The organism is Kosakonia sp. H02, from assembly GCA_030704225.1.
Classification (GTDB): Bacteria; Pseudomonadota; Gammaproteobacteria; order Enterobacterales; family Enterobacteriaceae; genus Kosakonia.
Window position 1 is genome coordinate 1,753,727 of sequence record CP131915.1, and the last position, 23,266, is coordinate 1,776,992.

A 23,266-nucleotide genomic window follows, 5' to 3' on the forward strand; every position below is an offset into this window, starting at 1 on the left:
CATGCTCGATCCCAATCTGCTGCGTACCGAGCCAGACGCAGTCGCTGAAAAACTGGCACGCCGGGGCTTTAAGCTGGATGTAGATAAATTACGCGCGCTCGAGGAGCGTCGTAAAGTCTTGCAGGTTAATACTGAAAACCTTCAGGCAGAGCGTAACTCGCGATCGAAATCCATTGGCCAGGCGAAAGCACGCGGGGAAGATATCGAGCCTTTACGCCTGGAAGTCAACAAGCTGGGTGAAGAACTGGACGCGGCGAAAGCCGAGCTGGAAACCCTACAGGCAGAGATCCGCGAGATTGCCCTGACCATTCCAAACCTGCCTGACGACAGCGTTCCGGTTGGTCGTGATGAGAACGATAACGTTGAAGTCAGTCGCTGGGGCACACCGCGCCAGTTCGATTTTGACATTCGCGATCATGTCACTCTTGGCGAAATGCACAGCGGGCTCGATTTTGCCGCGGCGGTAAAACTGACCGGCTCCCGTTTTGTGGTGATGAAAGGGCAGATCGCCCGTATGCATCGCGCGCTGGCGCAGTTCATGCTGGATCTGCATACCGAACAACACGGCTACGCGGAAAACTACGTGCCGTATCTGGTGAACCACGACACACTGTACGGTACGGGCCAGTTGCCAAAATTTGCTGGCGACCTGTTCCATACTCGTCCGTTGGAAGAAGAGTCTGACAGCAGCAACTATGCACTGATCCCGACCGCAGAAGTGCCGCTGACCAACCTGGTGCGTGATGAGATCCTCGACGAAGAGGCGCTGCCAATCAAAATGACCGCGCATACACCGTGCTTCCGCTCTGAAGCTGGTTCTTACGGCCGTGATACCCGAGGTCTTATCCGTATGCATCAGTTCGACAAAGTCGAGATGGTTCAAATCGTTCGCCCGGAAGATTCAATGGCGGCGCTGGAAGAGATGACCGGTCATGCAGAAAAAGTACTGCAACTGCTCGGTCTGCCATACCGTAAAGTGCTGCTCTGTACTGGTGATATGGGCTTTGGCGCATGCAAAACCTACGATTTGGAAGTGTGGGTCCCGGCGCAGGATACCTACCGCGAAATCTCTTCCTGCTCTAACGTGTGGGATTTCCAGGCGCGTCGTATGCAAGCGCGTTGCCGCAGCAAGTCCGACAAGAAAACCCGTCTGGTGCACACGCTGAACGGATCCGGGCTGGCAGTCGGTCGTACGCTGGTTGCGGTGCTGGAAAACTATCAGCAGGCTGATGGTCGCATTGAAGTACCGGAAGTGCTGCGTCCGTATATGAACGGGCTTGAGTACATCGGTTAATCGCCGGTTCTGAATATTTCTGAAAAGCGCCTACGGGCGCTTTTTTATTGCTTATTTTTCAGCGCTGTTTGGCCGTAAATCATCATGAATTTTTTCGACTGATAAATTTGAGCACTCTGCGAAATATCCTTCATTAATCAATATGCTGTGAAATTTTCTTCGCACCCGGACAACGCAGTAGATAAGTTTTACGAATCGTCGTACCGCAAAACCCGCCAGGGCCTGAAAACAGTGGATTGACAATGTTTTTGCCAGTGGCATGATGCGCACGAAATCTGAACTTCCTCACGGTTTTTACCCATGACCACCTATACCCGGCCGGTGCTATTACTGCTCTGTGGCCTGATGCTGTTGACCCTGGCGATCGCGACGCTGAACACGCTCGTGCCACTTTGGCTCGCCCATGAAAATCTGCCAACGTGGCAGGTCGGCATGGTTGGCTCTTCCTATTTCACCGGTAATTTGCTCGGGACGTTACTCACCGGGCGCTTGATCCGTCGGCTGGGTTTCAATCGCAGCTATTACCTTGCTTCGCTGATTTTTGCTGTGGGGTGCGTAGGGTTAGGGCTGATGGTCGGCTTCTGGAGCTGGATGGTCTGGCGCTTTATTGCTGGCGTAGGCTGCGCGATGATTTGGGTCGTAGTTGAAAGTGCGCTGATGTGTAGCGGCACGTCCCACAACCGGGGACGCCTGCTGGCCGCCTATATGATGGTTTATTACGTGGGTACGGTGCTCGGTCAGTTAATGGTCAGCAAATTGCCGACCGAGTTGATGAGCGTGCTGCCGTGGGTTACCGGCCTTGTGCTGGCTGCCATTTTGCCGTTGTTATTTACCCGCATCGTCAATCAGCACAGCGAAGAGCAGGCGGCTACGTTGGTATGGCCGATGCTGCGCCTGCGTCATGCGCGTCTTGGGGTCAATGGCTGTATTATTTCCGGGATTATTCTTGGCTCTTTGTATGGACTGATGCCGCTCTATCTCTCCCATCAGGGCATTAGTGATTCCGGGATCGGCTTCTGGATGGCATTAATGGTCAGCGCTGGCATTATCGGTCAGTGGCCTGTTGGCCGTATGGCGGACCGTTTTGGTCGCTTGCTGGTGCTGCGCGTGCAGGTATTCGTGGTGATTATCGGCTGTTTCGGCATGCTCAGTAACGCAGCGATGGCTCCGGCGCTATTTGTGCTGGGCACGGCGGGTTTTACCCTTTATCCGGTGGCGATGGCCTGGGCCTGTGAAAAAGTGGAACACCATCAACTGGTGGCGATGAACCAGGCGCTGCTGCTGAGCTATACCATCGGTAGTCTGCTTGGCCCGACACTGACCGCCATGCTGATGCAGAGCTATTCCGACAGCCTGCTGTTTATCATGATTGCCGGTGTGTCGCTGGTCTATCTGGTGATGCTGATGCGTAAAGCGGGTCATCATCCGACACCCGTCGCCCACGCCTGAGGATTACCCGTCCGGCATAAAAAAAAGCCACAACACGCTGTTGTGGCTTTTTTGTTGGGGCTAAGGCTCAGTACATCACTTTATGACCGTACTGCTCCAGAATGCCTTTGACGCGCTCCATCGTCTCTTTCTTGGGCGGGTGAACGCCGTCCAGCTTGTACTCTTCACCCATCGCTACCCACTTGTGTTTGCCGAGTTCATGGTAAGGCAGCAGTTCGATTTTTTCGACATTGCCCATATTACGGGTGAACTCACCGAGGCGATGTGCGGAGTCGTCATCGTCTGACCAGCCCGGCACAACTACGTAGCGGATCCACACGTTAACATTTTTCTTCGCCAGATATTGCGCGAACTCCAGCGTACGGTGGTTAGATACGCCGACCAGATTCTGGTGGATCTCATCGTTCATCTGCTTCAGATCGAGCATCACCAGATCGGTGACTTCTAACAACTCATCGATCACCGGATCGTAACGGCGAACAAAGCCGTTGGTATCGAGGCAGGTGTGGATGCCTTCTTTGCGGCAGGCGCGAAACCAGTCACGAACAAACTCCGCCTGCAAAATAGCTTCGCCGCCGGACGCAGTAACGCCGCCGCCGGAGGCATTCATAAAGTGGCGATAGGTGACGACATCTTTCATCAGTTCTTCAACGGTAATTTCTTTACCGCCGTGCGTGTCCCAGGTATCGCGGTTATGGCAGTAGAGGCAGCGCATCAGGCAGCCCTGAAAGAAGGTAATAAAGCGGATGCCTGGGCCGTCGACCGTACCGCAGGATTCGAAGGAGTGAATGCGACCAATAACTGACATTGCGGTGTTTTCTCCAGATATGGCCCATCCGGGGCCTGTGTCTGTGCAGTTTCATTCCGTCTGCACTCAGTCTGTTTTGGCAGACATCCAGCAAGTATAGATGCCTGACAAAACGGGCTACAGGTGTTAAAAAGGCCCCACATCAGTGAGGCCTTAAGTGTACGCTTTTTACTGCGTAATTTCAGTGCATACCATTACATGGTCTGCGTGAAAGTACGGGTAATAACGTCCTGCTGCTGTTCTTTAGTCAGGGAGTTAAAGCGTACTGCATAACCGGAAACACGGATGGTCAGCTGCGGATATTTTTCCGGGTTTTCCATCGCGTCGAGCAGCATTTCGCGGTTCATCACGTTTACGTTCAGATGCTGACCACCTTCGATGGACGCTTCATGGTGGAAGTAACCATCCATCAGGCCAGCCAGGTTGGTTTTACGCACTTCGTCGTCTTTACCCAACGCATTCGGAACGATAGAGAAGGTGTAAGAAATACCATCTTTAGCGTAAGCAAACGGCAGTTTAGCCACGGAGGTCAGAGAGGCAACAGCACCTTTCTGGTCACGGCCGTGCATCGGGTTAGCGCCCGGTCCGAACGGCGCACCAGCGCGACGGCCATCCGGAGTGTTACCGGTTTTCTTACCATACACAACGTTAGACGTGATGGTCAGAACAGACTGCGTCGGGATAGCGTTGCGGTAGGTATTCAGTTTCTGAATTTTCTTCATGAAACGTTCAACCAGGTCAACGGCCAGGTCATCAACACGCGCGTCGTTGTTACCAAACTGCGGGTATTCGCCTTCGATTTCGAAGTCGATAGCCAGACCGTCTTCATCACGAATCGGTTTAACTTTCGCGTATTTGATAGCAGACAGGGAGTCAGCCGCTACGGACAGACCAGCAATACCGCAAGCCATGGTACGGATAACGTCGCGATCGTGCAGCGCCATCAGAGAAGCTTCGTAGCTGTATTTGTCGTGCATGTAGTGGATAACGTTCAGCGCGGTGACATACTGTTTAGCCAGCCAGTCCATGAAGTGATCCATACGATCCATTACTTCGTCGAACTTCAGCACGTCGCCTTTGATTGGTTCAGATTTCGGACCAACCTGCATTTTCAGTTTTTCATCAACGCCGCCGTTGATTGCATACAGCATGGTTTTCGCCAGGTTAGCGCGAGCACCGAAGAACTGCATTTGTTTACCAACCACCATCGGACTTACGCAGCAAGCAATGGCGTAGTCGTCGTTGTTGAAGTCAGGACGCATCAGGTCATCGTTCTCATATTGCAGAGAAGAGGTATCGATGGAGACTTTTGCAGCGAATTTTTTGAAGTTCAGCGGCAGTTTTTCAGACCACAGAATAGTGATGTTCGGTTCCGGAGACGGGCCCATGGTGTACAGGGTGTTCAGGAAACGGAAGCTGTTTTTGGAAACCAGCGTACGACCGTCAACGCCCATACCACCGATGGATTCGGTTGCCCAAATCGGGTCACCAGAGAACAGTTCATCATACTCAGGGGTACGCAGGAAGCGGACCATACGCAGTTTCATGACCAGGTGGTCAATCATTTCCTGTGCGTCTTGTTCAGTGATTTTGCCTGCTTTCAGGTCACGTTCGATGTACACGTCCAGGAAGGTGGATACGCGACCGAAGGACATGGCAGCGCCGTTCTGAGATTTAACAGCGGCCAGGTAGCCGAAGTAGGTCCACTGAATCGCTTCCTGAGCGGTGGTTGCCGGGCCAGAGATATCGCAGCCATATTTCGCCGCCATCTCTTTGATCTGACCCAGAGCGCGATGCTGTTCAGCAATTTCTTCGCGCAGACGGATAGTCGCTTCCAGATTCACGCCATTTTCCAGATCTGATTGCAGAGACTGGAACTGGGCATATTTGTCTTTCATCAGGAAGTCGATACCGTACAGCGCAACACGACGGTAGTCACCGATAATACGGCCACGGCCGTAAGCATCCGGCAGACCGGTCAGAACACCGGATTTACGGCAGTTCAGAATGTCTTTGGTGTAAACATCGAATACGCCCTGGTTGTGGGTTTTACGGTATTCGGTGAAGATTTTTTTAAGAGCAGGATCCAGTTCGCGGTTATACGCTTTGCAAGAACCTTCAACCATTTTGATGCCGCCGAACGGGATGATAGCGCGTTTCAGCGGAGCTTCAGTTTGCAGACCAACGATTTTCTCAAGCTGTTTGTTAATGTAGCCAGCGTCATGAGAAGTGATGGTGGAGGCAACGGAGGTGTCGAAATCAACTGGCGCGTGAGTGCGGTTTTCCAGTTTAACGCCTTCCATGACTTTGTCCCACAGCTTGGTGGTCGCGTCAGTAGCGCCAGCCAGGAAGGACTCGTCGCCTTCATACGGGGTGTAGTTTTTCTGGATAAAGTCACGTACGTTTACTGCGTTTTGCCAATCGCCTTTAGTAAAACCTTCCCAGGCTGTGGCTAATTTTTCGTTAAGCTCGGACATGTAACACCTACCTTCTTAAGTGGATTTTTTATTTACTGCCTGGAACAACCATTAATGATGATCGTTGCCACGCAGGTAAATGACCCAGTATGTCAACCCGACCAATAAGCCTCCACCAATGATGTTCCCGATTGTTACGGGGATCAGGTTATCAGTGATGAAATTCATAATGGTCAGGTGAGAAAAACTTTCCGGGCTGGAACCGATTGCGGTCCAGAACTCCGGGCTCGCAAAGTCGCGAATTACGATACCCATCGGGATCATGAACATGTTCGCAATGCTGTGCTCAAAACCGCTGGCGACAAACATCGCAACCGGCAGCACCATGATCATCGCTTTGTCCATTAAGCTGCGGCCGGAATAACTCATCCACACAGCCATGCAGACCATCAGGTTCGCCAGAATACCCAGCGCAACAGCTTCGATGAACGTATGGTGTACCTTGTGATCTGCGGTCTGGAGAACATTTAAGCCCCATCCGCCGTTGGCGACCATATGCTCGCCGGACAACCACATTAATAAGACAAAGAGCAGTGCGCCCACCAGGTTGCCGAAATAGACGTTGAGCCAGTTACGGGCCAATTGACCCCAGGTGATCCGCCCGCTGGCTTTCGCCACTACAATCAGCACGGTCGACGTGAAGAGATCTGCACCGCAAATGATGCAAAGAATTAGGCCAAGTGAGAAACAGATACCACCGATCAGTTTAGCAATACCATACGGCATCGTCGCAGTACCGGTCGTGGCAGTGATATAGAAAACGAAAGCAATGGAGATAAACACACCGGCGGTGATCGCCAGGTAAAAAGTCTTCAGCGGATGTTTAGTCGCTTTATAGACACCAGCTTCTTCGGCAACTTTTGCCATCTCAGCTGGAAGTATAAGATCAAAAGGGTTGTCAGCTTTCACACTAACTCTCTCTTTATTAAGTCGGCGACGAGATACTAACAAAGCATTATAGAAGAGAATTTGATATGGATCATATCTCGCCTGGCTTATAGGACCGCAAAGCGTATGGTTTTTCGGCAAATGCGGAGTAACTTGTTGATTATCTAAATAAAAATAAAGTTTAAAAGTTATAAAATGATTTGAATAATTTTAAGCGATCTCCCAAACAGCAGTTAATTAAAATGGGGTAATTGCCATAAAAAGTAACAAAATAAGATATGTGACGAAAATAATATTTACCCACATTTAACTTAATTATTACATCAGGCATTCATTGCCTAAATATAATAAAAAAGGGGCAATGAAATTGCCCCGTAATATAGCGTAGACCTGAGATTAAGCCTACCTCTTGTCGTGTTATTTATCGTTACTTATCCCAGTAAGCGACTTTCGCACGTTGTAATTTTTCGTAAGCGGCTAACAAAGATTGATGTGCCGGAAACGCCTGCAATGTTCCGTCGGCGGGTTGCAAACCATAGAATGGCGCTTCGCCGCTGAGCGCGGCGCTTGCTGCTTCCACCGCCTGTGCGCCATACATGCGCACAAAAGCGTTGAGATATTGCAGCGGCTCGCGTTCCTCTTCCAGCGCCAGCAGGAGTAAGGTTTGCAGGCAACGGTAGTAGTTTGCGCGTTCCGCACTGAAGATAGAGGCGTTGAATTCGATAGTCCATTCGGTCCAGGCGAGCGCCTGATCGAGATCGCCACCGGCCAGCGCCAGCATCGCTTTCAACTCGCCAATACGCAGGGTGTACCAGCCGTTATCTTTGCCGGTCGCCAGCCCCAGCAGCTCGCGCACGCGGGTAAAGTCGTCGTGACCTTCATCATCCAGTTGCGCAATCAGATTGAGGTAATCTTCTCTCTCCCACTCACTGCCCGGCAGAGAGAGGAGGGTTTCCCGCAGATGGCTGCCCATGGCGTTATTTGCCAGCCACAAATCTTCCGCCGGATAGATATCAGACATGCCCGGCACCAGAATACGGCAGGCATAGACGCCCAGATGCTCGTAATCGGCGATATACACTTCTTTATCTTCTGCCTGGAAGATGCTCATCAGCGTGGCGAACTCTTCTTCTGTCGTGCCCGCAAAGCTCCAGTCAACAAACGGATAATCGGCGTCCTGCTTGAAGAGATCCCAGGAGATCAAACCGCTTGAGTCGATGAAGTGCGTTTCGAGGTTCGCATGTTCCGCCACTTCTTCGTCATCAAAGGTCGGTGGCGTAAAGACATCCAGATCTTTCAGGCTGCGGCCCTGCAACAGCTCGGTCACGGTACGCTCCAGCGCCACGCCGAAGTCCGGGTGTGCGCCAAAAGAGGCGAAGCACGTACCGTTTGCCGGGTTGAACAACACCACGCAGATAACCGGGTATTTACCGCCCAGCGAGCCGTCGTAAGCGAAGATTGGGAAACCTTCAGCTTCCAGTTTGGCAATGGCTTCAACCACGCCCGGATAGCGCGCCAGCACTGCTTGCGGGATCTCCGGCAGGCTGATGCTCTCTGCGATAATGCGGTTTTTAATGTGACGTTCGAAAACTTCAGACAACCCTTGCACACGCGCTTCATTGCGGGTGTTACCGGCGGACATGCCGTTGGAGACATACAGGTTGCCGACGATATTCATCGGAATATACACCGTCTGCTCATCAGACTGGCGGGTGAACGGCAGGGCGCAGATGCCGCGTTCTTCGTTGCCGGATTGCAAATCAATCAGCATACCGGCGGCCAGTTCGTTTTCTGGATCGTAGTACGCACGCAAACGCGCATCGAGAATGCCTTCCGGCAGAGAGTCATCCTCCGGCAGCGGGAACCACTTCTCATTGGGATAATGAACAAACGGCCCCTGTGCGATAGCGTCGCCCAGCCAGAAGTCAGCAAAGAAGTAGTTAGTGGAAAGACGCTCGAAGTATTCACCTAACGCGGAGGCCAGTGCGGCTTTTTTCGTTGCGCCTTTGCCGTTGGTAAAGCACAGCGCGCACTCTTTATCGCGAATATGCACAGACCAGACGTTCGGCACAGGATTTAGCCAGGAGGCTTCTTCGATAGTAAAACCAAGATCGGTGAGCTTTTGCTGGAAGCGGGCGATGGAATCTTCCAGCGCGGCATCTTTGCCGGGAATAAATGTTTGAGTCATGGCAGTCACTTTTTTCGTACGTAAAGCGCGCAATGATACGGGTTTTAGGTGACTGGCGCTATCTTCCACCCTTGCCGGGCGAAAATAAAACTTCTGGCTATGCTTAATGTGAGTAACTCACTGTTAAGGCATTAAAAATGAAAGCGTTTGACCTGCATCGTATGGCGCTTGACAAGGTCCCACTGGATTTCTTGTGGGAAGTCTCGCTACGTAGCCTGTATACCTTCGTCCTGGTCTTCCTGTTTCTCAAAATCACCGGCCGGCGCGGTGTACGGCAGATGTCGCTGTTTGAGGTATTGATTATTCTGACATTAGGGTCAGCGGCAGGGGATGTGGCGTTTTATGATGATGTTCCGATGCTGCCGGTGCTGGTGGTTTTCATTACGCTGGCATTACTTTACCGCCTGGTAATGTGGCTGATGTCCCATAGCGAAAAGCTCGAAGATTTACTGGAAGGCAAACCGGTGGTCATTGTGCAGGACGGCGAGCTGGCATGGGAAAAATTGCATGAAGAGAACCTGACTGAATTCGAGTTTTTTATGGAGCTGCGCACAAATGGGGTCGAACAGTTAGGGCAAGTCCGGCTGGCGATTATGGAAACCAACGGGCAGCTTAGCGTGTATTACTTTACCGATGAGGAAGTCAAACCCGGCCTGTGTATTTTGCCGGAAGGCTGTAGCGAGCGGTTCACTGAAGTCCCCGAAGAAGGGAATTACGTGTGTGTACGGTGCAGTAAAATTGTCATGTTGCATGTCGGCGAAGAGAAAGCCTGTCCGCGCTGTGGAAATCCGGAATGGTCGAAGGCCAGCAGGGCAATTCGCGTGACATAACAGGGTTTTTATCGGGTCTGCTTTCGCCAGACAAAACATTCTGCTATGTGATATAGTGCACAACTTTCCCCCACCTCCGATTACCCGTTGCGGCGCGTGGCGCTCAATGATAAAACCGATGTCACAGGAATAACTTATTGCTTTATAGCGTGGTGAGGGGAAATGACTCAGGTCTTCAATTTTAGTTCTGGCCCGGCAGTATTACCGGCGGATGTGCTCAAACAGGCGCAACAGGAATTACGCGACTGGCAAGGTCTTGGTACGTCGGTGATGGAAATCAGCCACCGTGGCAAAGAGTTTATCCAGGTGGCGGAAGAGGCAGAAAAGGATTTTCGTGAACTGCTGAATATTCCCTCCAACTATAAGGTTTTGTTCTGTCACGGTGGCGGTCGCGGCCAGTTTGCAGGCGTACCGCTGAACCTGCTGGGCGATAAAACCACTGCCGATTACGTTGATGCTGGCTACTGGGCCGCCAGCGCGGTGAAAGAAGCGAAAAAATATTGCACACCCAATGTGATCGACGCCAAAACCACCGTTGACGGCCTGCGCGCGGTAAAACCGATGCATGACTGGCAACTAAGCGACAATGCTGCTTATTTGCATTACTGCCCGAACGAAACCATCGACGGGATCGCCATCGACGAAACCCCGGATTTTGGCGATACGATCGTGGCCGCCGATTTCTCTTCAACGATTCTCTCTCGCCCCATTGATGTCAGCCGTTTTGGTGTTATCTACGCTGGTGCGCAGAAAAACATCGGCCCGGCGGGGCTGACGCTGGTCATTGTCCGTGAAGATCTGCTTGGCAAAGCGCATCAGGCTTGCCCGTCAATTCTTGACTACACCGTACTCAATGAAAATGACTCAATGTTCAATACGCCGCCAACTTTTGCCTGGTATCTCTCAGGCCTGGTCTTTAAATGGCTGAAAAAACAGGGCGGCGTGGCCGCAATGGATGCTATCAACCAACAAAAAGCCGATTTGCTGTATGGCGTTATCGACCGCAGCGATTTCTATCGCAATGATGTGGCGAAGGCCAACCGCTCCCGTATGAACGTGCCTTTCCAACTGGCGGACAGCGCGCTGGATAAAGTTTTCCTGGAAGAGTCTTTCGCCGCCGGGCTGCACGCGCTGAAAGGCCATCGTGTGGTGGGTGGTATGCGCGCCTCTATTTATAATGCAATGCCGCTGGCTGGCGTACAGGCGCTGACCGACTTTATGGTGGACTTCGAGCGCCGTCACGGCTAATAACCTGGTCGATACTCCCCGCAGTTGGACTGCGGGGTTTTATTTTGTCTGTAGAGAGTGAAGTTTCATGGAATCCCTGACGTTACAACCCATCGCGCGGGTAGATGGCACCATCAATCTGCCTGGTTCGAAAAGTGTCTCAAACCGCGCCTTGCTGCTTGCCGCATTTGCTCGTGGTACGACCGTGCTGACCAACTTGCTGGACAGCGACGATGTGCGCCATATGCTCAATGCCCTTAATGCGCTGGGAGTTCATTACACCTTATCCGCCGATCGCACCCGCTGCGAAGTGATCGGCTTTGGCGGCCCACTGCAATCGGCGGAAAAACTCGAACTGTTTCTCGGCAACGCCGGAACGGCAATGCGTCCGCTGGCGGCTGCATTGTGCCTGGGCACAAATGATTTAGTGCTGACCGGTGAACCGCGCATGAAAGAGCGGCCGATTGGACATCTGGTCGACGCGCTGCGCCAGGGCGGGGCAAAAATCGATTATCTTGAGCAGGAAAATTATCCGCCTCTGCGCCTGCGTGGTGGTTTCACTGGCGGTAATGTTAGCGTCGATGGCAGCGTTTCCAGCCAGTTCTTAACGGCATTGCTGATGACCGCGCCGCTTGCACCGCAGGATACCGTAATTGCAATTAAAGGCGATTTGGTCTCTAAACCCTATATTGATATCACCTTGCACCTGATGAAAACATTCGGAGTTGAGGTCGAAAACCAGCAATACCAGCGTTTCGTTGTGCGCGGCGGCCAGCATTATCAGTCGCCTGGTCAGTATCTGGTGGAAGGCGATGCCTCTTCAGCCTCTTATTTTCTTGCCGCTGCGGCAATTAAAGGTGGCACGGTGAAAGTGACAGGTATTGGCCGCAACAGTGTGCAGGGCGATATCCGTTTCGCTGATGTGCTGGAAAAAATGGGTGCGACGGTGGTCTGGGGTGATGACTATATTGCCTGTACGCGCGGCGAATTGAACGCTATTGATATGGATATGAACCATATCCCGGATGCGGCAATGACTATCGCCACTGCGGCGCTGTTTGCCAAAGGCACCACGACGTTACGTAACATCTATAACTGGCGTGTGAAAGAGACCGACCGTTTGTTCGCGATGGCGACTGAGTTGCGTAAAGTCGGCGCGACGGTGGAGGAGGGCGAGGATTTTATCCGCGTGACGCCACCGGCAAAATTACAGTTTGCCGACATTAGCACCTATAACGACCACCGTATGGCAATGTGCTTCTCGCTGGTGGCGCTGTCGGATACGCCGGTGACCATTCTCGACCCGAAATGTACGGCAAAAACATTTCCAGATTATTTCGAACAATTAGCCCGCATTAGCACGCTGGCGTAACCTGCTCTCTCCCGGGCTGGTGTAAATCAGCCCGTCTCCCGCGCAATTATTCTACACTCAGCCTCATACTCTTCTGTTATTCGCACGCAACAGTAACCATCACGCGCTTTGGCGCGTATAATGCGCGGCGTTTACGTAACGATATGCCCCGATAAGGAGAAAAAGATGACGGCAATTGCCCCGGTAATTACCATTGATGGGCCAAGCGGTGCGGGGAAAGGCACCCTTTGCAAGGCAATGGCGGAAGCGTTGCAGTGGCATCTGTTAGATTCAGGCGCAATTTATCGTGTGCTGGCGCTTGCTGCGCTACATCACCATGTTGATGTCTCCTCTGAAGAGGTCCTCGTTCCGCTGGCCGCGCATCTGGACGTGCGATTCGTGTCGACCGATGGTCATCTGGAAGTGATTCTTGAAGGGGAAGATGTCAGCGGTGAAATTCGCACGCAGGATGTGGCGAATGCGGCATCGCAAATTGCGGCGTTCCCGCGCGTACGTGAAGCATTATTACGCCGCCAGCGCGCCTTTCGTGAATCGCCGGGCCTTATCGCTGATGGTCGCGATATGGGAACGGTGGTATTTCCTGATGCGCCAGTGAAAATTTTCCTTGATGCTTCTTCTGAAGAGCGCGCGCATCGGCGCATGCTACAGTTGCAGGAGAAGGGCTTTAGTGTTAACTTTGAACGCCTTTTGGCCGAGATAAAGGAACGTGACGATCGCGATCGTAATCGTCCTGTTGCACCGCTGGTTCCTGCTGCCGATGCTTTAGTGTTGGATTCCACCCGCTTAAGCATTGAGCAAGTGATTGAGAAAGCGCTACAATACGCTCGCCAAAAATTGGCTCTCGCATAAGCGACCGAATTCGTAGTACCTCCTGCTGCAATGGAGTGTGTGCAGGCATGTAAAACAACCCCATCCGGCATGAAGCCAGGTGGACGTTAAATTGAAGAATCCTGAAGATTATCAATATGACAGAATCTTTTGCTCAACTCTTTGAAGAGTCCCTGAAAGAAATCGAAACCCGCCCGGGTTCTATCGTTCGCGGTGTTGTTGTTGCTATCGACAAAGACGTAGTACTGGTTGACGCCGGTCTGAAATCTGAGTCCGCCATTCCGGCTGAGCAGTTCAAAAACGCCCAGGGCGAACTGGAAATCCAGGTTGGTGACAAAGTTGACGTTGCTCTGGATGCAGTTGAAGACGGCTTCGGTGAAACCCTGCTGTCCCGTGAAAAAGCTAAACGTCATGAAGCTTGGATCACGCTGGAAAAAGCTTACGAAGACGCTGAAACTGTTACCGGTGTTATCAACGGCAAAGTCAAGGGCGGCTTCACTGTTGAGCTGAACGGTATTCGTGCGTTCCTGCCGGGTTCCCTGGTAGACGTTCGTCCGGTCCGTGACACTCTGCACCTGGAAGGCAAAGAGCTTGAATTCAAAGTAATCAAGCTTGACCAGAAGCGTAACAACGTTGTTGTTTCCCGTCGTGCGGTTATCGAATCCGAAAACAGCGCAGAACGCGATCAGCTGCTGGAAAACCTGCAAGAAGGCATGGAAGTTAAAGGTATCGTTAAGAACCTCACTGACTACGGTGCATTCGTTGATCTGGGTGGCGTTGACGGCCTGCTGCATATCACTGATATGGCATGGAAACGCGTTAAGCATCCGAGCGAAATCGTAAACGTTGGCGACGAAATCACTGTTAAAGTGCTGAAATTCGATCGCGAGCGTACCCGTGTATCCCTGGGCCTGAAACAGCTGGGCGAAGATCCGTGGGTTGCTATTGCTAAACGTTACCCGGAAGGCACCAAGCTGACTGGCCGCGTGACCAACCTGACTGACTACGGCTGCTTCGTTGAAATCGAAGAGGGCGTTGAAGGCCTGGTTCACGTTTCCGAAATGGATTGGACCAACAAAAACATTCACCCGTCCAAAGTTGTTAACGTTGGCGACGTAGTGGAAGTTATGGTTCTGGATATCGACGAAGAACGTCGTCGTATCTCCCTGGGCCTGAAACAGTGCAAATCCAACCCGTGGCAGCAGTTCGCTGAAACCCACAACAAGGGCGACCGCGTTGAAGGTAAAATCAAGTCTATTACTGACTTTGGTATCTTCATCGGCCTGGACGGCGGTATCGACGGCCTGGTTCACCTGTCTGACATCTCCTGGAACGTTGCAGGCGAAGAAGCAGTTCGTGAATACAAAAAAGGCGACGAAATCGCAGCCGTTGTTCTGCAAGTTGATGCAGAGCGTGAACGTATCTCCCTGGGCGTTAAACAGCTCGCAGAAGATCCGTTCAACAACTACGTTGCACTGAACAAGAAAGGCGCAATCGTAAACGGTAAAGTCACTGCTGTTGACGCGAAAGGCGCAACTGTAGAACTGGCTGACGGCGTTGAAGGTTACCTGCGCGCTTCTGAAGCTTCCCGTGACCGCGTTGAAGACGCAACTCTGGTTCTGAATGTTGGCGACGATGTTGAAGCTAAGTTCACCGGTGTTGACCGTAAAAACCGCGTAGTTAGCCTGTCTGTTCGTGCGAAAGACGAAGCTGACGAGAAAGATGCCATCGCGACTGTTAACAACAAACAGGAAGAAGGTAACTTCTCTAGCGCTATGGCTGAAGCTTTCAAAGCAGCGAAAGGCGAGTAATATCAAGCGCTCCGATTTATTTACGCTGTAACAGGACGAAAGTCACAAGGTTTCAGCGTGATAGATGATGAGTAACTTGACAGATTACAGGATTCGTCCTGTAATCAATGACAAAGGGCGGCTGCGGCCGCCCTTGTTAAAGCTATTAAGCTAATTTGCGTTGAAGGAAACCGGAGGAATCATGACCAAGTCAGAATTGATCGAAAGACTTGCAAGCCAGCAATCGCATATTCCGGCTAAGGCTGTGGAAGATGCTGTTAAAGAGATGCTGGAGCATATGGCCTCTACTCTTGCCCAGGGAGAGCGCATTGAGATCCGCGGTTTCGGCAGTTTTTCCCTGCACTATCGTGCACCTCGCACCGGGCGTAACCCCAAAACAGGCGATAAAGTGGATCTGGAAGGAAAATACGTTCCGCACTTTAAGCCGGGCAAAGAATTACGTGACCGCGCCAATATTTATGAATAAATTTTAGCGAACCGCTAACGTTTAATCGTCGAAAGAGCACCCTCGGGGGTGCTTTTTTCGTTTCTGCCTCCTCGCAGTTTTCAAACCCGCTTCGCACAAATTTGCCGCTGCCGTGTAACAAAGAAAGAAGTGACCAGCCTGCGCCGCAAAAAGCCAAATACCCACCGGATTACCTCACCGCTGTGCTTCATACTGCCCGCACAACATGGAGGTGAGAATGACATTACCAGCTCTGGCCGCGTGTATTACGCTCGGTATCTTGCCGTTGGTCTGGCTACCTGCGTTACCGAACCTGTGGGGCATCTGGGGCGTCATTATCTGCGGGTGTTCGCTGGCATGCTTACGCTGGACAGCTCTGCGGTATATCGGGTTTACTTTGCTCGCCTTCGCGTGGGGAGTACTGGCAGCGATGCAGGCTCTCTGGCCAACCCAGCATCTGCCGGGAGCACACCGGCAGGTTGAAATTGTTATTACCGACACCGACAGCATGACCCGGCATCAGGGGAAAATTACCCATCTGAATGGCAAACGGCTATTGCCATCGCCAGGCATTACCCTTTACGGACAATATTTGCCAGAACCGGTATGCACGGGGCAGCGCTGGGCGATGACCATTCGGGCGCGAGCGGTTCACGGGCAGCTCAACGAGGGCGGTTTTGATTCGCAGCGTTATGCCCTGGCATCACATCAACCGCTCACCGGGCGCATTATCGATGCTCAGTTGCAAGATGGCCGCTGTAGCTGGCGCGCTGAATACCTGCAATCACTGACCTCTTCGCTGGCTTCCCGGCAGTGGTGGCCCGTCATTCTGGCGCTGGGCATGGGAGAGCGTGCAACCCTGGATAGCCAGGTCAAAGATATTCTGCGCCAAACGGGCACGGCCCACTTAATGGCTATATCCGGCTTGCATATTGCGCTGTCGGCAATGTTGGGCTGGCTTTTTGTCAGAGGTGTACAGTGTGTCTTTCCCGGCTATGGCATCAACTGGCGTTTACCCTTGTTAACCGGTCTGGCGTTCGCGGTTTGTTACGCCTGGCTTACCGGGTTACAACCGCCTGCGCTGCGCACGGCTATCTCGCTTTCCGTTTGGGCAACGTTGCGGCTTTCCGGGCGTTTATGGTCGCCCTGGCAAGTCTGGTTATGCTGCGTAGCGGCGATCCTGTTTAGCGATCCACTCGCCGTACTGTCTTATAGCCTCTGGCTGTCGGCATTTGCCGTTGCCGCGCTACTGTTCTGGTATCAATGGCTGCCCACACCGATAAAACTGCGCTCAAGGCTGGGGCAGGGTGCGGTCAATCTGCTGCATTTGCAGGCCGGAATGATGCTGCTATTACTGCCGATACAATTATCGATTTTCCATGGCATCAGTCTGAGCGCGATGGTGGCAAATATGGTTGCTGTTCCACTGGTGACCTTCGTAACCGTGCCGCTTATCTTGCTGGGGATGCTGCTTCATCTCACCGGGCCACTGCTTTTACAAGAGATGTGCTGGTCTCTGGCTGACCAAAGTCTGGCACTATTATTTACCTTCTTACGCGGGTTACCGCCGGGATGGCTGAATGTCGATACGCGATGGCAGTGGCTGGCCTGGGCTCCATGGCTATTGCTGGTTGCTGTGCGTTTTCGTTTATGGCGCTCAATGCCTGCCATCTGTCTGGCTGGCCTGACGTTGCTGGCATTTCCGCTGTGGCGTGCAGAACGTGTGGGTGAGTGGTCAGTACATATGCTGGATGTAGGGCAGGGGCTGGCAATGGTCATCGAACGTAACGGCAAAGCGGTCCTGTATGATACCGGCGTCGGCTGGCCCGGTGGCGATAGTGGTCAGCAATTGATCACCCCCTGGTTGCGCTGGCATGCATTACAACCCGAGGGAATTATCCTCAGCCACGAACACCTTGATCATCGCGGTGGGCTAGCTTCATTGTTAAAAAACTGGCCGGGGTTGTGGGTGCGAAGTTCGCTCGGCTGGACGGGGCATAAGCCCTGTTTTCGTGGAGAACAGTGGCAATGGCAAGGGCTAACTTTCACCGCGCACTGGCCACTGAGCGGATCGCAGGTGCAGGGTAACAATCGCTCGTGCGTGGTTAAAGTGGATGATGGCCGCTATAGCATGCTGTTGACGGGCGATATCGAAGCGCAGAGCGAAATGGCGATGCTTAGCCGCTACTGGACGCATTTGCCATCTACACTTGTGCAGGTGCCTCACCATGGCAGCAATACCTCATCGACATTGCCTTTTGTGCAGCGGGTTGGCGCCCAGGCGGCACTGGCATCTGCTTCGCGTTACAACGCGTGGCGTTTGCCTTCCGCGAAGGTCATAAAACGTTACCGGCAGAATGGTTATCAGTGGTATGACACGCCCCATCAGGGTCAGATAACGGTTTCTTTTACGCCCCATGGCTGGGAAATCCATAGCTTACGGGATCAAGTTTTACCTCGTTGGTATCATCAGTGGTTTGGCGTCCCCAGCGATAACGGGTAGAATATGCGGCTATTTCAACAAGTGCTGGTTTTTTGAATGCATAACGACAAAGATCTCTCTACGTGGCAGACCTTCCGCCGACTATGGCCAACTATCGCGCCTTTCAAAGCGGGTCTGATCGTGTCGGGGGTAGCGTTAATTCTCAACGCAGCCAGCGATACATTCATGCTATCGCTGCTCAAACCCTTACTGGACGATGGTTTTGGTAAAACCGACCGCTCAGTGCTGCTGTGGATGCCACTGGTGGTGATTGGGCTTATGATCCTGCGCGGTATCACCAGCTATATCTCCAGTTACTGCATCTCCTGGGTTTCCGGCAAAGTGGTGATGACCATGCGCCGCCGCCTGTTCAGCCACATGATGGGGATGCCGGTTACCTTCTTTGACAAGCAGTCCACCGGTACTTTGCTGTCGCGAATCACTTACGATTCGGAACAGGTAGCTTCCTCCTCCTCCAGCGCGTTGATTACCGTCGTGCGTGAAGGCGCGTCGATCATCGGCCTGTTCATTATGATGTTCTGGTACAGCTGGCAGCTCTCTATCATCCTGCTTGTGCTGGCACCTATCGTGTCCATCGCCATTCGCGTGGTTTCCAAACGCTTTCGTAACATCAGTAAAAATATGCAGAACACCATGGGGCAGGTGACCACCAGTGCGGAGCAAATGCTGAAAGGGCATAAAGAAGTGCTGATGTTTGGCGGCCAGGACGTGGAATCGAGCCGCTTCGACAAGGTCAGCAACAGGATGCGTTTGCAGGGGATGAAAATGGTTTCTGCCTCCTCCATCTCTGATCCGATTATTCAGCTTATCGCCTCGTTGGCGCTGGCGTTTGTGCTGTATGCCGCCAGCTTCCCGAGCGTGATGGAGACATTAACTGCCGGTACCATCACCGTGGTTTTCTCCTCAATGATCGCCCTGATGCGTCCGTTAAAATCCCTGACCAACGTCAATGCCCAGTTTCAGCGTGGCATGGCCGCCTGCCAGACCCTGTTTGCCATTCTCGATAGCGAGCAGGAAAAAGATGAAGGCACGCTGGTGGTTGACCGCGCCCGTGGCGATATTGAATTTCGCAACGTCACATTCACTTACCCTGGGCGTGAAGCGCCGGCGCTGCGCAATATCAATCTGACGCTGCCGGCTGGGAAAACCGTTGCGCTGGTTGGGCGTTCCGGTTCGGGTAAAACCACCATGGCCAGCCTGATTACGCGTTTTTACGATATTGATGAAGGGCAGATCCTGCTGGATGGCCACGACCTGCGTGAATACAAACTCACGTCGCTTCGCGATCAGGTCGCGCTGGTCTCGCAAAACGTGCATCTGTTTAATGATACTGTCGCGAACAATATTGCCTATGCGCGTACTGAACAGTACAGCCGCGAGGAGATTGAGCGCGCAGCGGAAATGGCCTACGCCCTCGACTTTATCAATAAGATGGATAACGGCCTCGATACGATGATTGGCGAAAACGGCGTGCTGCTCTCTGGCGGTCAACGTCAGCGTATCGCCATTGCCCGCGCACTGCTGCGCGATAGCCCGATCCTTATCCTCGATGAAGCCACGTCAGCGCTGGATACAGAATCTGAACGCGCAATCCAGGCGGCGCTGAGTGAGTTGCAGAAAAACCGCACCTCAATGGTGATTGCCCACCGACTGTCGACTATCGAACAGGCCGACGAAATTGTGGTCGTGGAAGATGGTCGCATCGTTGAACGCGGTAGCCATGCAGAGCTTCTGGCTCAACGTGGCGCATATGCGCAACTCCATAAGATGCAGTTTGGCGAATGATCGCACGCATCTGGTCCGGTGAATCCCCGCTGTGGCTGTTGTTGCTGCCGCTCTCCTGGCTCTATGGCCTGGTGAGCGGCATTATTCGTTTTGCTTACCGTATCGGTCTGAAAAAAGCCTGGCGCGCGCCCGTTCCGGTGGTCGTTGTCGGCAACCTGACGGCAGGCGGAAATGGTAAAACGCCGGTGGTTATCTGGTTGGTGGAACAGCTACAACAGCGCGGTATTCGCGTTGGGGTGGTATCCCGCGGCTACGGCGGTAAAGCGGAACGTTATCCGTTGCTGCTGACGCCAGAGACGCCAACTGAACAGGCGGGCGATGAGCCGGTGCTGATTTATCAACGCACTGGTGCGCCCGTGGCGGTTTCCCCTGTCAGAAGCGATGCGGTGAGCGCGATTCTGGCCCAGCATCCGGTGCAGATAATCGTAACCGATGACGGCTTGCAACATTACCGGCTGGCCCGCGACAAAGAGATCGTCGTGATTGATGGTGTCAGGCGCTTTGGTAATGGCTGGTGGTTGCCTGCCGGGCCAATGCGTGAGCGTGCGTCGCGCTTAAAAAGCGTAGATGCGGTGATAACCAACGGCGGCGAAGCCCGCTTGGGCGAGATCCCGATGCGTCTGCGCCCTGGCCTGGCGGTCAACCTGGTAACGGGCGAGCGTCGGGAGGTGCGTTACCTGGCGAATATCGTCGCTATGGCCGGTATCGGTCATCCGCCGCGTTTTTTTGCTACCCTCGCTGAATGCAGGGCGAGCTTGCTACAAACCGTTGCCCTTGCCGATCACCAGTCACTTACACTGGCGGATGTCCAGGCGCTGGTGACGCCGGGCCAGACGCTGGTGATGACCGAAAAAGACGCCGTCAAATGTCGTTCTTTTGCTCAGGATAACTGGTGGTATTTGCCTGTGGATGCGCAGCTTGAAGGTCAACAGGTGGAAAAGCTACTGCTGGAATTGCTCACTCTGGTGCGTTGACGATGGCTGCATCGGCTGCGCCCTGTTCACTAAACAGGAACTCCTATGTCTGTGCCGCAACTTTCATTGACCGCTGCTCGCCATTTACATCTTGCTGCCCAGGGGCTACTGCGCAAGCCCGCCCGGCGCGCTAAACCAGACGATATCCTGTCGGCTATCCGGCGCATGTCGCTGCTGCAAATTGATACCATCAATATCGTCGCCCGCAGCCCTTATCTGGTGCTGTTCAGCCGTCTTGGGGCCTTTCCCCAACACTGGCTTGATGACGCTCTGCGTAACGGCGAACTCATGGAGTACTGGGCGCACGAAGCCTGTTTCCTGCCGCGAGAGGACTTTGCCCTGGTGCGTCACCGTATGCTGGCCCCGGATAAAATGGGCTGGAAGTACCGCAAAGAGTGGATGCAGCAGCACGCTGGCGAGATTGAGCAGCTTATTACCCATATCGAGCAAAATGGCCCGGTACGTTCCGCTGACTTTGCGCATCCACGAAAAGGGGCCAGTGGCTGGTGGGAGTGGAAACCGCATAAGCGCCATCTCGAAGGGCTGTTTACCGCCGGAAAAGTGATGGTGGTTGAACGGCGTAATTTCCAGCGCGTTTACGACCTGATGCACAAGGTAATGCCGCACTGGGACGATGCACGGGACCTGCTTTCGCAAGAAGAGGCGGAAACCGTGATGCTGGAAAACAGCGCCCGCAGCCTGGGGCTTTTTCGTGCGCAGTGGCTGGCAGATTATTACCGCCTGCGCCAGCCCGCATTGCCGCTGTTGCTGGAGCAACTCCAGCAGGCGCAAAAGATTTTCCCGGTGAATGTTGAGCAACTGGGCCCGGCCTGGCTGCATGTCTCTTTGCTGCCGCTGCTGGAGCAGGCGCAAGCCGACAAACTCACCGCGACCCACAGCGCCGTACTCTCTCCGTTCGATCCGGTGGTCTGGGATCGTAAACGTGCGGAACAACTGTTTGATTTCAGCTACCGGCTGGAGTGCTACACCCCAGCCCCTAAACGGCAATTCGGCTATTTTGTTCTACCATTGCTGCATCGTGGCCGTCTGGTTGGGCGTATGGATGCCAAAATGCATCGCAAAGAGAGCGTGCTGGAGGTCATTGCCCTTTATCTGGAGGAGGGGATCAAACCTGGACGTTCACTGGAAAAGGGGTTACAAAGCGCAATAACCGAATTTGCACGCTGGCAGGGAGCGCAACGCGTCACTTTTTCCCGTCTGCCAGAGGGGCTTTTTACAGATCTCCGCGCCGGGCTCGACGTAGACGCGGCGTAATAAATGCATATGATGAGTTCAACCCGTTCAACGTCGGTGTATCAGGAGGAAAGATGGATCACCGTTTACTCGAAATAATTGCCTGCCCGGTTTGTAACGGCAAACTTAACTACACCCAGGATAAGCAAGAGCTGATCTGCAAAATCGATAACCTTGCTTTTCCCGTAAGGGAAGGCATTCCGGTGCTGCTGGAAACTGAAGCTCGCTCATTAACTGCGGAAGAGAGTCGTCCATGAGCTTCGTTGTTATCATCCCTGCGCGCTACGCCTCAACGCGCTTACCGGGCAAACCGTTGGTGGATATCAACGGCAAACCAATGGTTGTACATGTTCTGGAGCGCGCCCGTGAATCCGGTGCTGAGCGTATTATCGTCGCCACGGACAATGAAGATGTGATGCGTGCGGTAGAGGCGGCTGGCGGTGAAGTCTGTATGACCCGTGCCGATCACCAGTCCGGGACGGAGCGCCTTGCCGAAGTCGTGGAAAAATGCGGCTTTAGCGACGACACCGTCATTGTTAATGTGCAGGGCGATGAGCCGATGATCCCACTGGCTATCATTCGCCAGGTGGCTGAAAACCTCGCCGCGCGCCACGATGTCGGTATGGCCACGCTGGCCGTTCCCATCCACAGCGCCGAAGAGGCGTTTAACCCGAATGCGGTGAAAGTGGTCATGGACGCTGAAGGCTATGCGCTCTATTTCTCCCGCGCCACCATTCCCTGGGATCGCGATCGCTTTGCCCTTTCGCGCGAGACAATTGGCGATACGTTTCTGCGCCATATCGGTATTTATGGCTATCGCGCCGGGTTTATCCGCCGCTATGTCAGCTGGCAAACCAGCCCGCTGGAGCAAATCGAGATGCTCGAGCAACTGCGTGTGTTGTGGTACGGCGAGAAAATTCACGTCGACGTGGCAAGCGTCGTGCCGGGCACTGGCGTTGATACGCCCGAAGATCTTGAACGCGTCCGTCAGGAACTGCGTTAATTCCTCATCCCCTCCGCCCGGGGGGGATTTGCCGTTTCCGGCCAGATATTCATGCTGTTTTGATCTCATCAGGGTGACAGATATGTCCGAGGCGCTCATTATAAAAGCAGTCGTCTTTGTAGGGGCAATC

The 23,266-nt window shown here is 53.2% G+C and carries 18 protein-coding genes; 14 read left to right on the forward strand and 4 right to left on the reverse strand.

Annotated elements, in window-relative coordinates:
- Window position 1 precedes the first annotated feature (1 nt).
- Both serS and Q5705_08340 read left to right on the forward strand, forming a co-directional pair.
- A complete protein-coding gene (gene serS, locus Q5705_08335; protein WLI78533.1) occupies window positions 2-1,294 on the forward strand; it encodes a serine--tRNA ligase in 1,293 nt (430 codons plus the stop codon).
- A 300-nt stretch (window positions 1,295-1,594) separates the two neighbouring features.
- Entirely contained in the window at window positions 1,595-2,743 is a 1,149-nt protein-coding gene (locus Q5705_08340) for an MFS transporter (GenBank protein WLI78534.1), read from the forward strand.
- Between the two features lie 67 nt (window positions 2,744-2,810).
- Here the strand turns inward: Q5705_08340 and pflA are convergent, their stop codons facing one another.
- From pflA to ycaO, 4 genes are all read right to left on the reverse strand, one after another.
- Window positions 2,811-3,551: a pyruvate formate lyase 1-activating protein gene (gene pflA, locus Q5705_08345; protein ID WLI78535.1), complete on the reverse strand. Its 741-nt coding sequence runs from the start codon at window positions 3,549-3,551 to the stop codon at window positions 2,811-2,813.
- 194 nt (window positions 3,552-3,745) lie between these two features.
- Entirely contained in the window at window positions 3,746-6,028 is a 2,283-nt protein-coding gene (gene pflB, locus Q5705_08350) for a formate C-acetyltransferase (protein WLI78536.1), read from the reverse strand.
- A 51-nt stretch (window positions 6,029-6,079) separates the two neighbouring features.
- Window positions 6,080-6,937, reverse strand: coding sequence for a formate transporter FocA (gene focA / locus Q5705_08355; protein WLI78537.1), 858 nt, complete (start codon window positions 6,935-6,937; stop codon window positions 6,080-6,082).
- A 406-nt stretch (window positions 6,938-7,343) separates the two neighbouring features.
- Window positions 7,344-9,104 carry a 30S ribosomal protein S12 methylthiotransferase accessory factor YcaO gene (ycaO, locus tag Q5705_08360; GenBank protein ID WLI78538.1) on the reverse strand — a complete coding sequence of 587 codons (1,761 nt, stop codon included), beginning with the start codon at window positions 9,102-9,104 and terminating at the stop codon, window positions 7,344-7,346.
- A gap of 137 nt (window positions 9,105-9,241) precedes the next feature.
- On the opposite strand from ycaO, the gene Q5705_08365 reads away from it, so the two are divergent.
- From Q5705_08365 to kdsB, 12 genes are all read left to right on the forward strand, one after another.
- Entirely contained in the window at window positions 9,242-9,934 is a 693-nt protein-coding gene (locus tag Q5705_08365) for a DUF421 domain-containing protein (GenBank protein ID WLI78539.1), read from the forward strand.
- A gap of 162 nt (window positions 9,935-10,096) precedes the next feature.
- On the forward strand, window positions 10,097-11,182 hold the full coding sequence (gene serC, locus Q5705_08370; protein WLI78540.1) for a 3-phosphoserine/phosphohydroxythreonine transaminase: 1,086 nt from the start codon (window positions 10,097-10,099) through the stop codon (window positions 11,180-11,182).
- Between the two features lie 67 nt (window positions 11,183-11,249).
- Complete coding sequence (aroA, locus tag Q5705_08375; GenBank protein ID WLI78541.1) at window positions 11,250-12,533, forward strand: 3-phosphoshikimate 1-carboxyvinyltransferase; 1,284 nt, start codon at window positions 11,250-11,252, stop codon at window positions 12,531-12,533.
- A 165-nt stretch (window positions 12,534-12,698) separates the two neighbouring features.
- Entirely contained in the window at window positions 12,699-13,382 is a 684-nt protein-coding gene (gene cmk / locus Q5705_08380) for a (d)CMP kinase (GenBank protein ID WLI78542.1), read from the forward strand.
- A 116-nt stretch (window positions 13,383-13,498) separates the two neighbouring features.
- A complete protein-coding gene (gene rpsA, locus Q5705_08385) occupies window positions 13,499-15,172 on the forward strand; it encodes a 30S ribosomal protein S1 (GenBank protein ID WLI78543.1) in 1,674 nt (557 codons plus the stop codon).
- 181 nt (window positions 15,173-15,353) lie between these two features.
- Window positions 15,354-15,638 (forward strand): integration host factor subunit beta, encoded by a 285-nt coding sequence (gene ihfB, locus Q5705_08390; protein WLI78544.1) that lies wholly within the window; start codon window positions 15,354-15,356, stop codon window positions 15,636-15,638.
- A gap of 217 nt (window positions 15,639-15,855) precedes the next feature.
- Window positions 15,856-18,120, forward strand: a complete 2,265-nt coding sequence (locus tag Q5705_08395) for a ComEC family protein (GenBank protein WLI78545.1) — start codon at window positions 15,856-15,858, stop codon at window positions 18,118-18,120.
- Between the two features lie 36 nt (window positions 18,121-18,156).
- Window positions 18,157-19,905 (forward strand): lipid A ABC transporter ATP-binding protein/permease MsbA, encoded by a 1,749-nt coding sequence (gene msbA, locus Q5705_08400; protein WLI78546.1) that lies wholly within the window; start codon window positions 18,157-18,159, stop codon window positions 19,903-19,905.
- Entirely contained in the window at window positions 19,902-20,879 is a 978-nt protein-coding gene (lpxK, locus tag Q5705_08405; protein WLI78547.1) for a tetraacyldisaccharide 4'-kinase, read from the forward strand. Before msbA ends, lpxK begins: the two co-directional genes overlap by 4 nt.
- Before the next feature lie 45 nt (window positions 20,880-20,924).
- Window positions 20,925-22,154 carry a winged helix-turn-helix domain-containing protein gene (locus Q5705_08410; GenBank protein ID WLI78548.1) on the forward strand — a complete coding sequence of 410 codons (1,230 nt, stop codon included), beginning with the start codon at window positions 20,925-20,927 and terminating at the stop codon, window positions 22,152-22,154.
- Between the two features lie 53 nt (window positions 22,155-22,207).
- Complete coding sequence (ycaR, locus tag Q5705_08415; GenBank protein WLI78549.1) at window positions 22,208-22,390, forward strand: protein YcaR; 183 nt, start codon at window positions 22,208-22,210, stop codon at window positions 22,388-22,390.
- On the forward strand, window positions 22,387-23,136 hold the full coding sequence (kdsB, locus tag Q5705_08420; protein ID WLI78550.1) for a 3-deoxy-manno-octulosonate cytidylyltransferase: 750 nt from the start codon (window positions 22,387-22,389) through the stop codon (window positions 23,134-23,136). The genes ycaR and kdsB overlap by 4 nt, the downstream gene beginning before the upstream one ends.
- The last annotated feature ends 130 nt before the right edge of the window (window positions 23,137-23,266 follow it).

Coding starts and splice junctions, on each gene's coding strand:
- serS (WLI78533.1), top strand. CDS start 2: ATGCTCGATCCCAATCTGCTGCGTACCGAGCCAGACGCAGTCGCTGAA.
- Q5705_08340 (WLI78534.1), top strand. CDS start 1,595: ATGACCACCTATACCCGGCCGGTGCTATTACTGCTCTGTGGCCTGATG.
- pflA (WLI78535.1), bottom strand. CDS start 3,551: ATGTCAGTTATTGGTCGCATTCACTCCTTCGAATCCTGCGGTACGGTC.
- pflB (WLI78536.1), bottom strand. CDS start 6,028: ATGTCCGAGCTTAACGAAAAATTAGCCACAGCCTGGGAAGGTTTTACT.
- ycaO (WLI78538.1), bottom strand. CDS start 9,104: ATGACTCAAACATTTATTCCCGGCAAAGATGCCGCGCTGGAAGATTCC.
- Q5705_08365 (WLI78539.1), top strand. CDS start 9,242: ATGAAAGCGTTTGACCTGCATCGTATGGCGCTTGACAAGGTCCCACTG.
- serC (WLI78540.1), top strand. CDS start 10,097: ATGACTCAGGTCTTCAATTTTAGTTCTGGCCCGGCAGTATTACCGGCG.
- aroA (WLI78541.1), top strand. CDS start 11,250: ATGGAATCCCTGACGTTACAACCCATCGCGCGGGTAGATGGCACCATC.
- cmk (WLI78542.1), top strand. CDS start 12,699: ATGACGGCAATTGCCCCGGTAATTACCATTGATGGGCCAAGCGGTGCG.
- rpsA (WLI78543.1), top strand. CDS start 13,499: ATGACAGAATCTTTTGCTCAACTCTTTGAAGAGTCCCTGAAAGAAATC.
- ihfB (WLI78544.1), top strand. CDS start 15,354: ATGACCAAGTCAGAATTGATCGAAAGACTTGCAAGCCAGCAATCGCAT.
- Q5705_08395 (WLI78545.1), top strand. CDS start 15,856: ATGACATTACCAGCTCTGGCCGCGTGTATTACGCTCGGTATCTTGCCG.
- msbA (WLI78546.1), top strand. CDS start 18,157: ATGCATAACGACAAAGATCTCTCTACGTGGCAGACCTTCCGCCGACTA.
- lpxK (WLI78547.1), top strand. CDS start 19,902: ATGATCGCACGCATCTGGTCCGGTGAATCCCCGCTGTGGCTGTTGTTG.
- Q5705_08410 (WLI78548.1), top strand. CDS start 20,925: ATGTCTGTGCCGCAACTTTCATTGACCGCTGCTCGCCATTTACATCTT.
- ycaR (WLI78549.1), top strand. CDS start 22,208: ATGGATCACCGTTTACTCGAAATAATTGCCTGCCCGGTTTGTAACGGC.
- kdsB (WLI78550.1), top strand. CDS start 22,387: ATGAGCTTCGTTGTTATCATCCCTGCGCGCTACGCCTCAACGCGCTTA.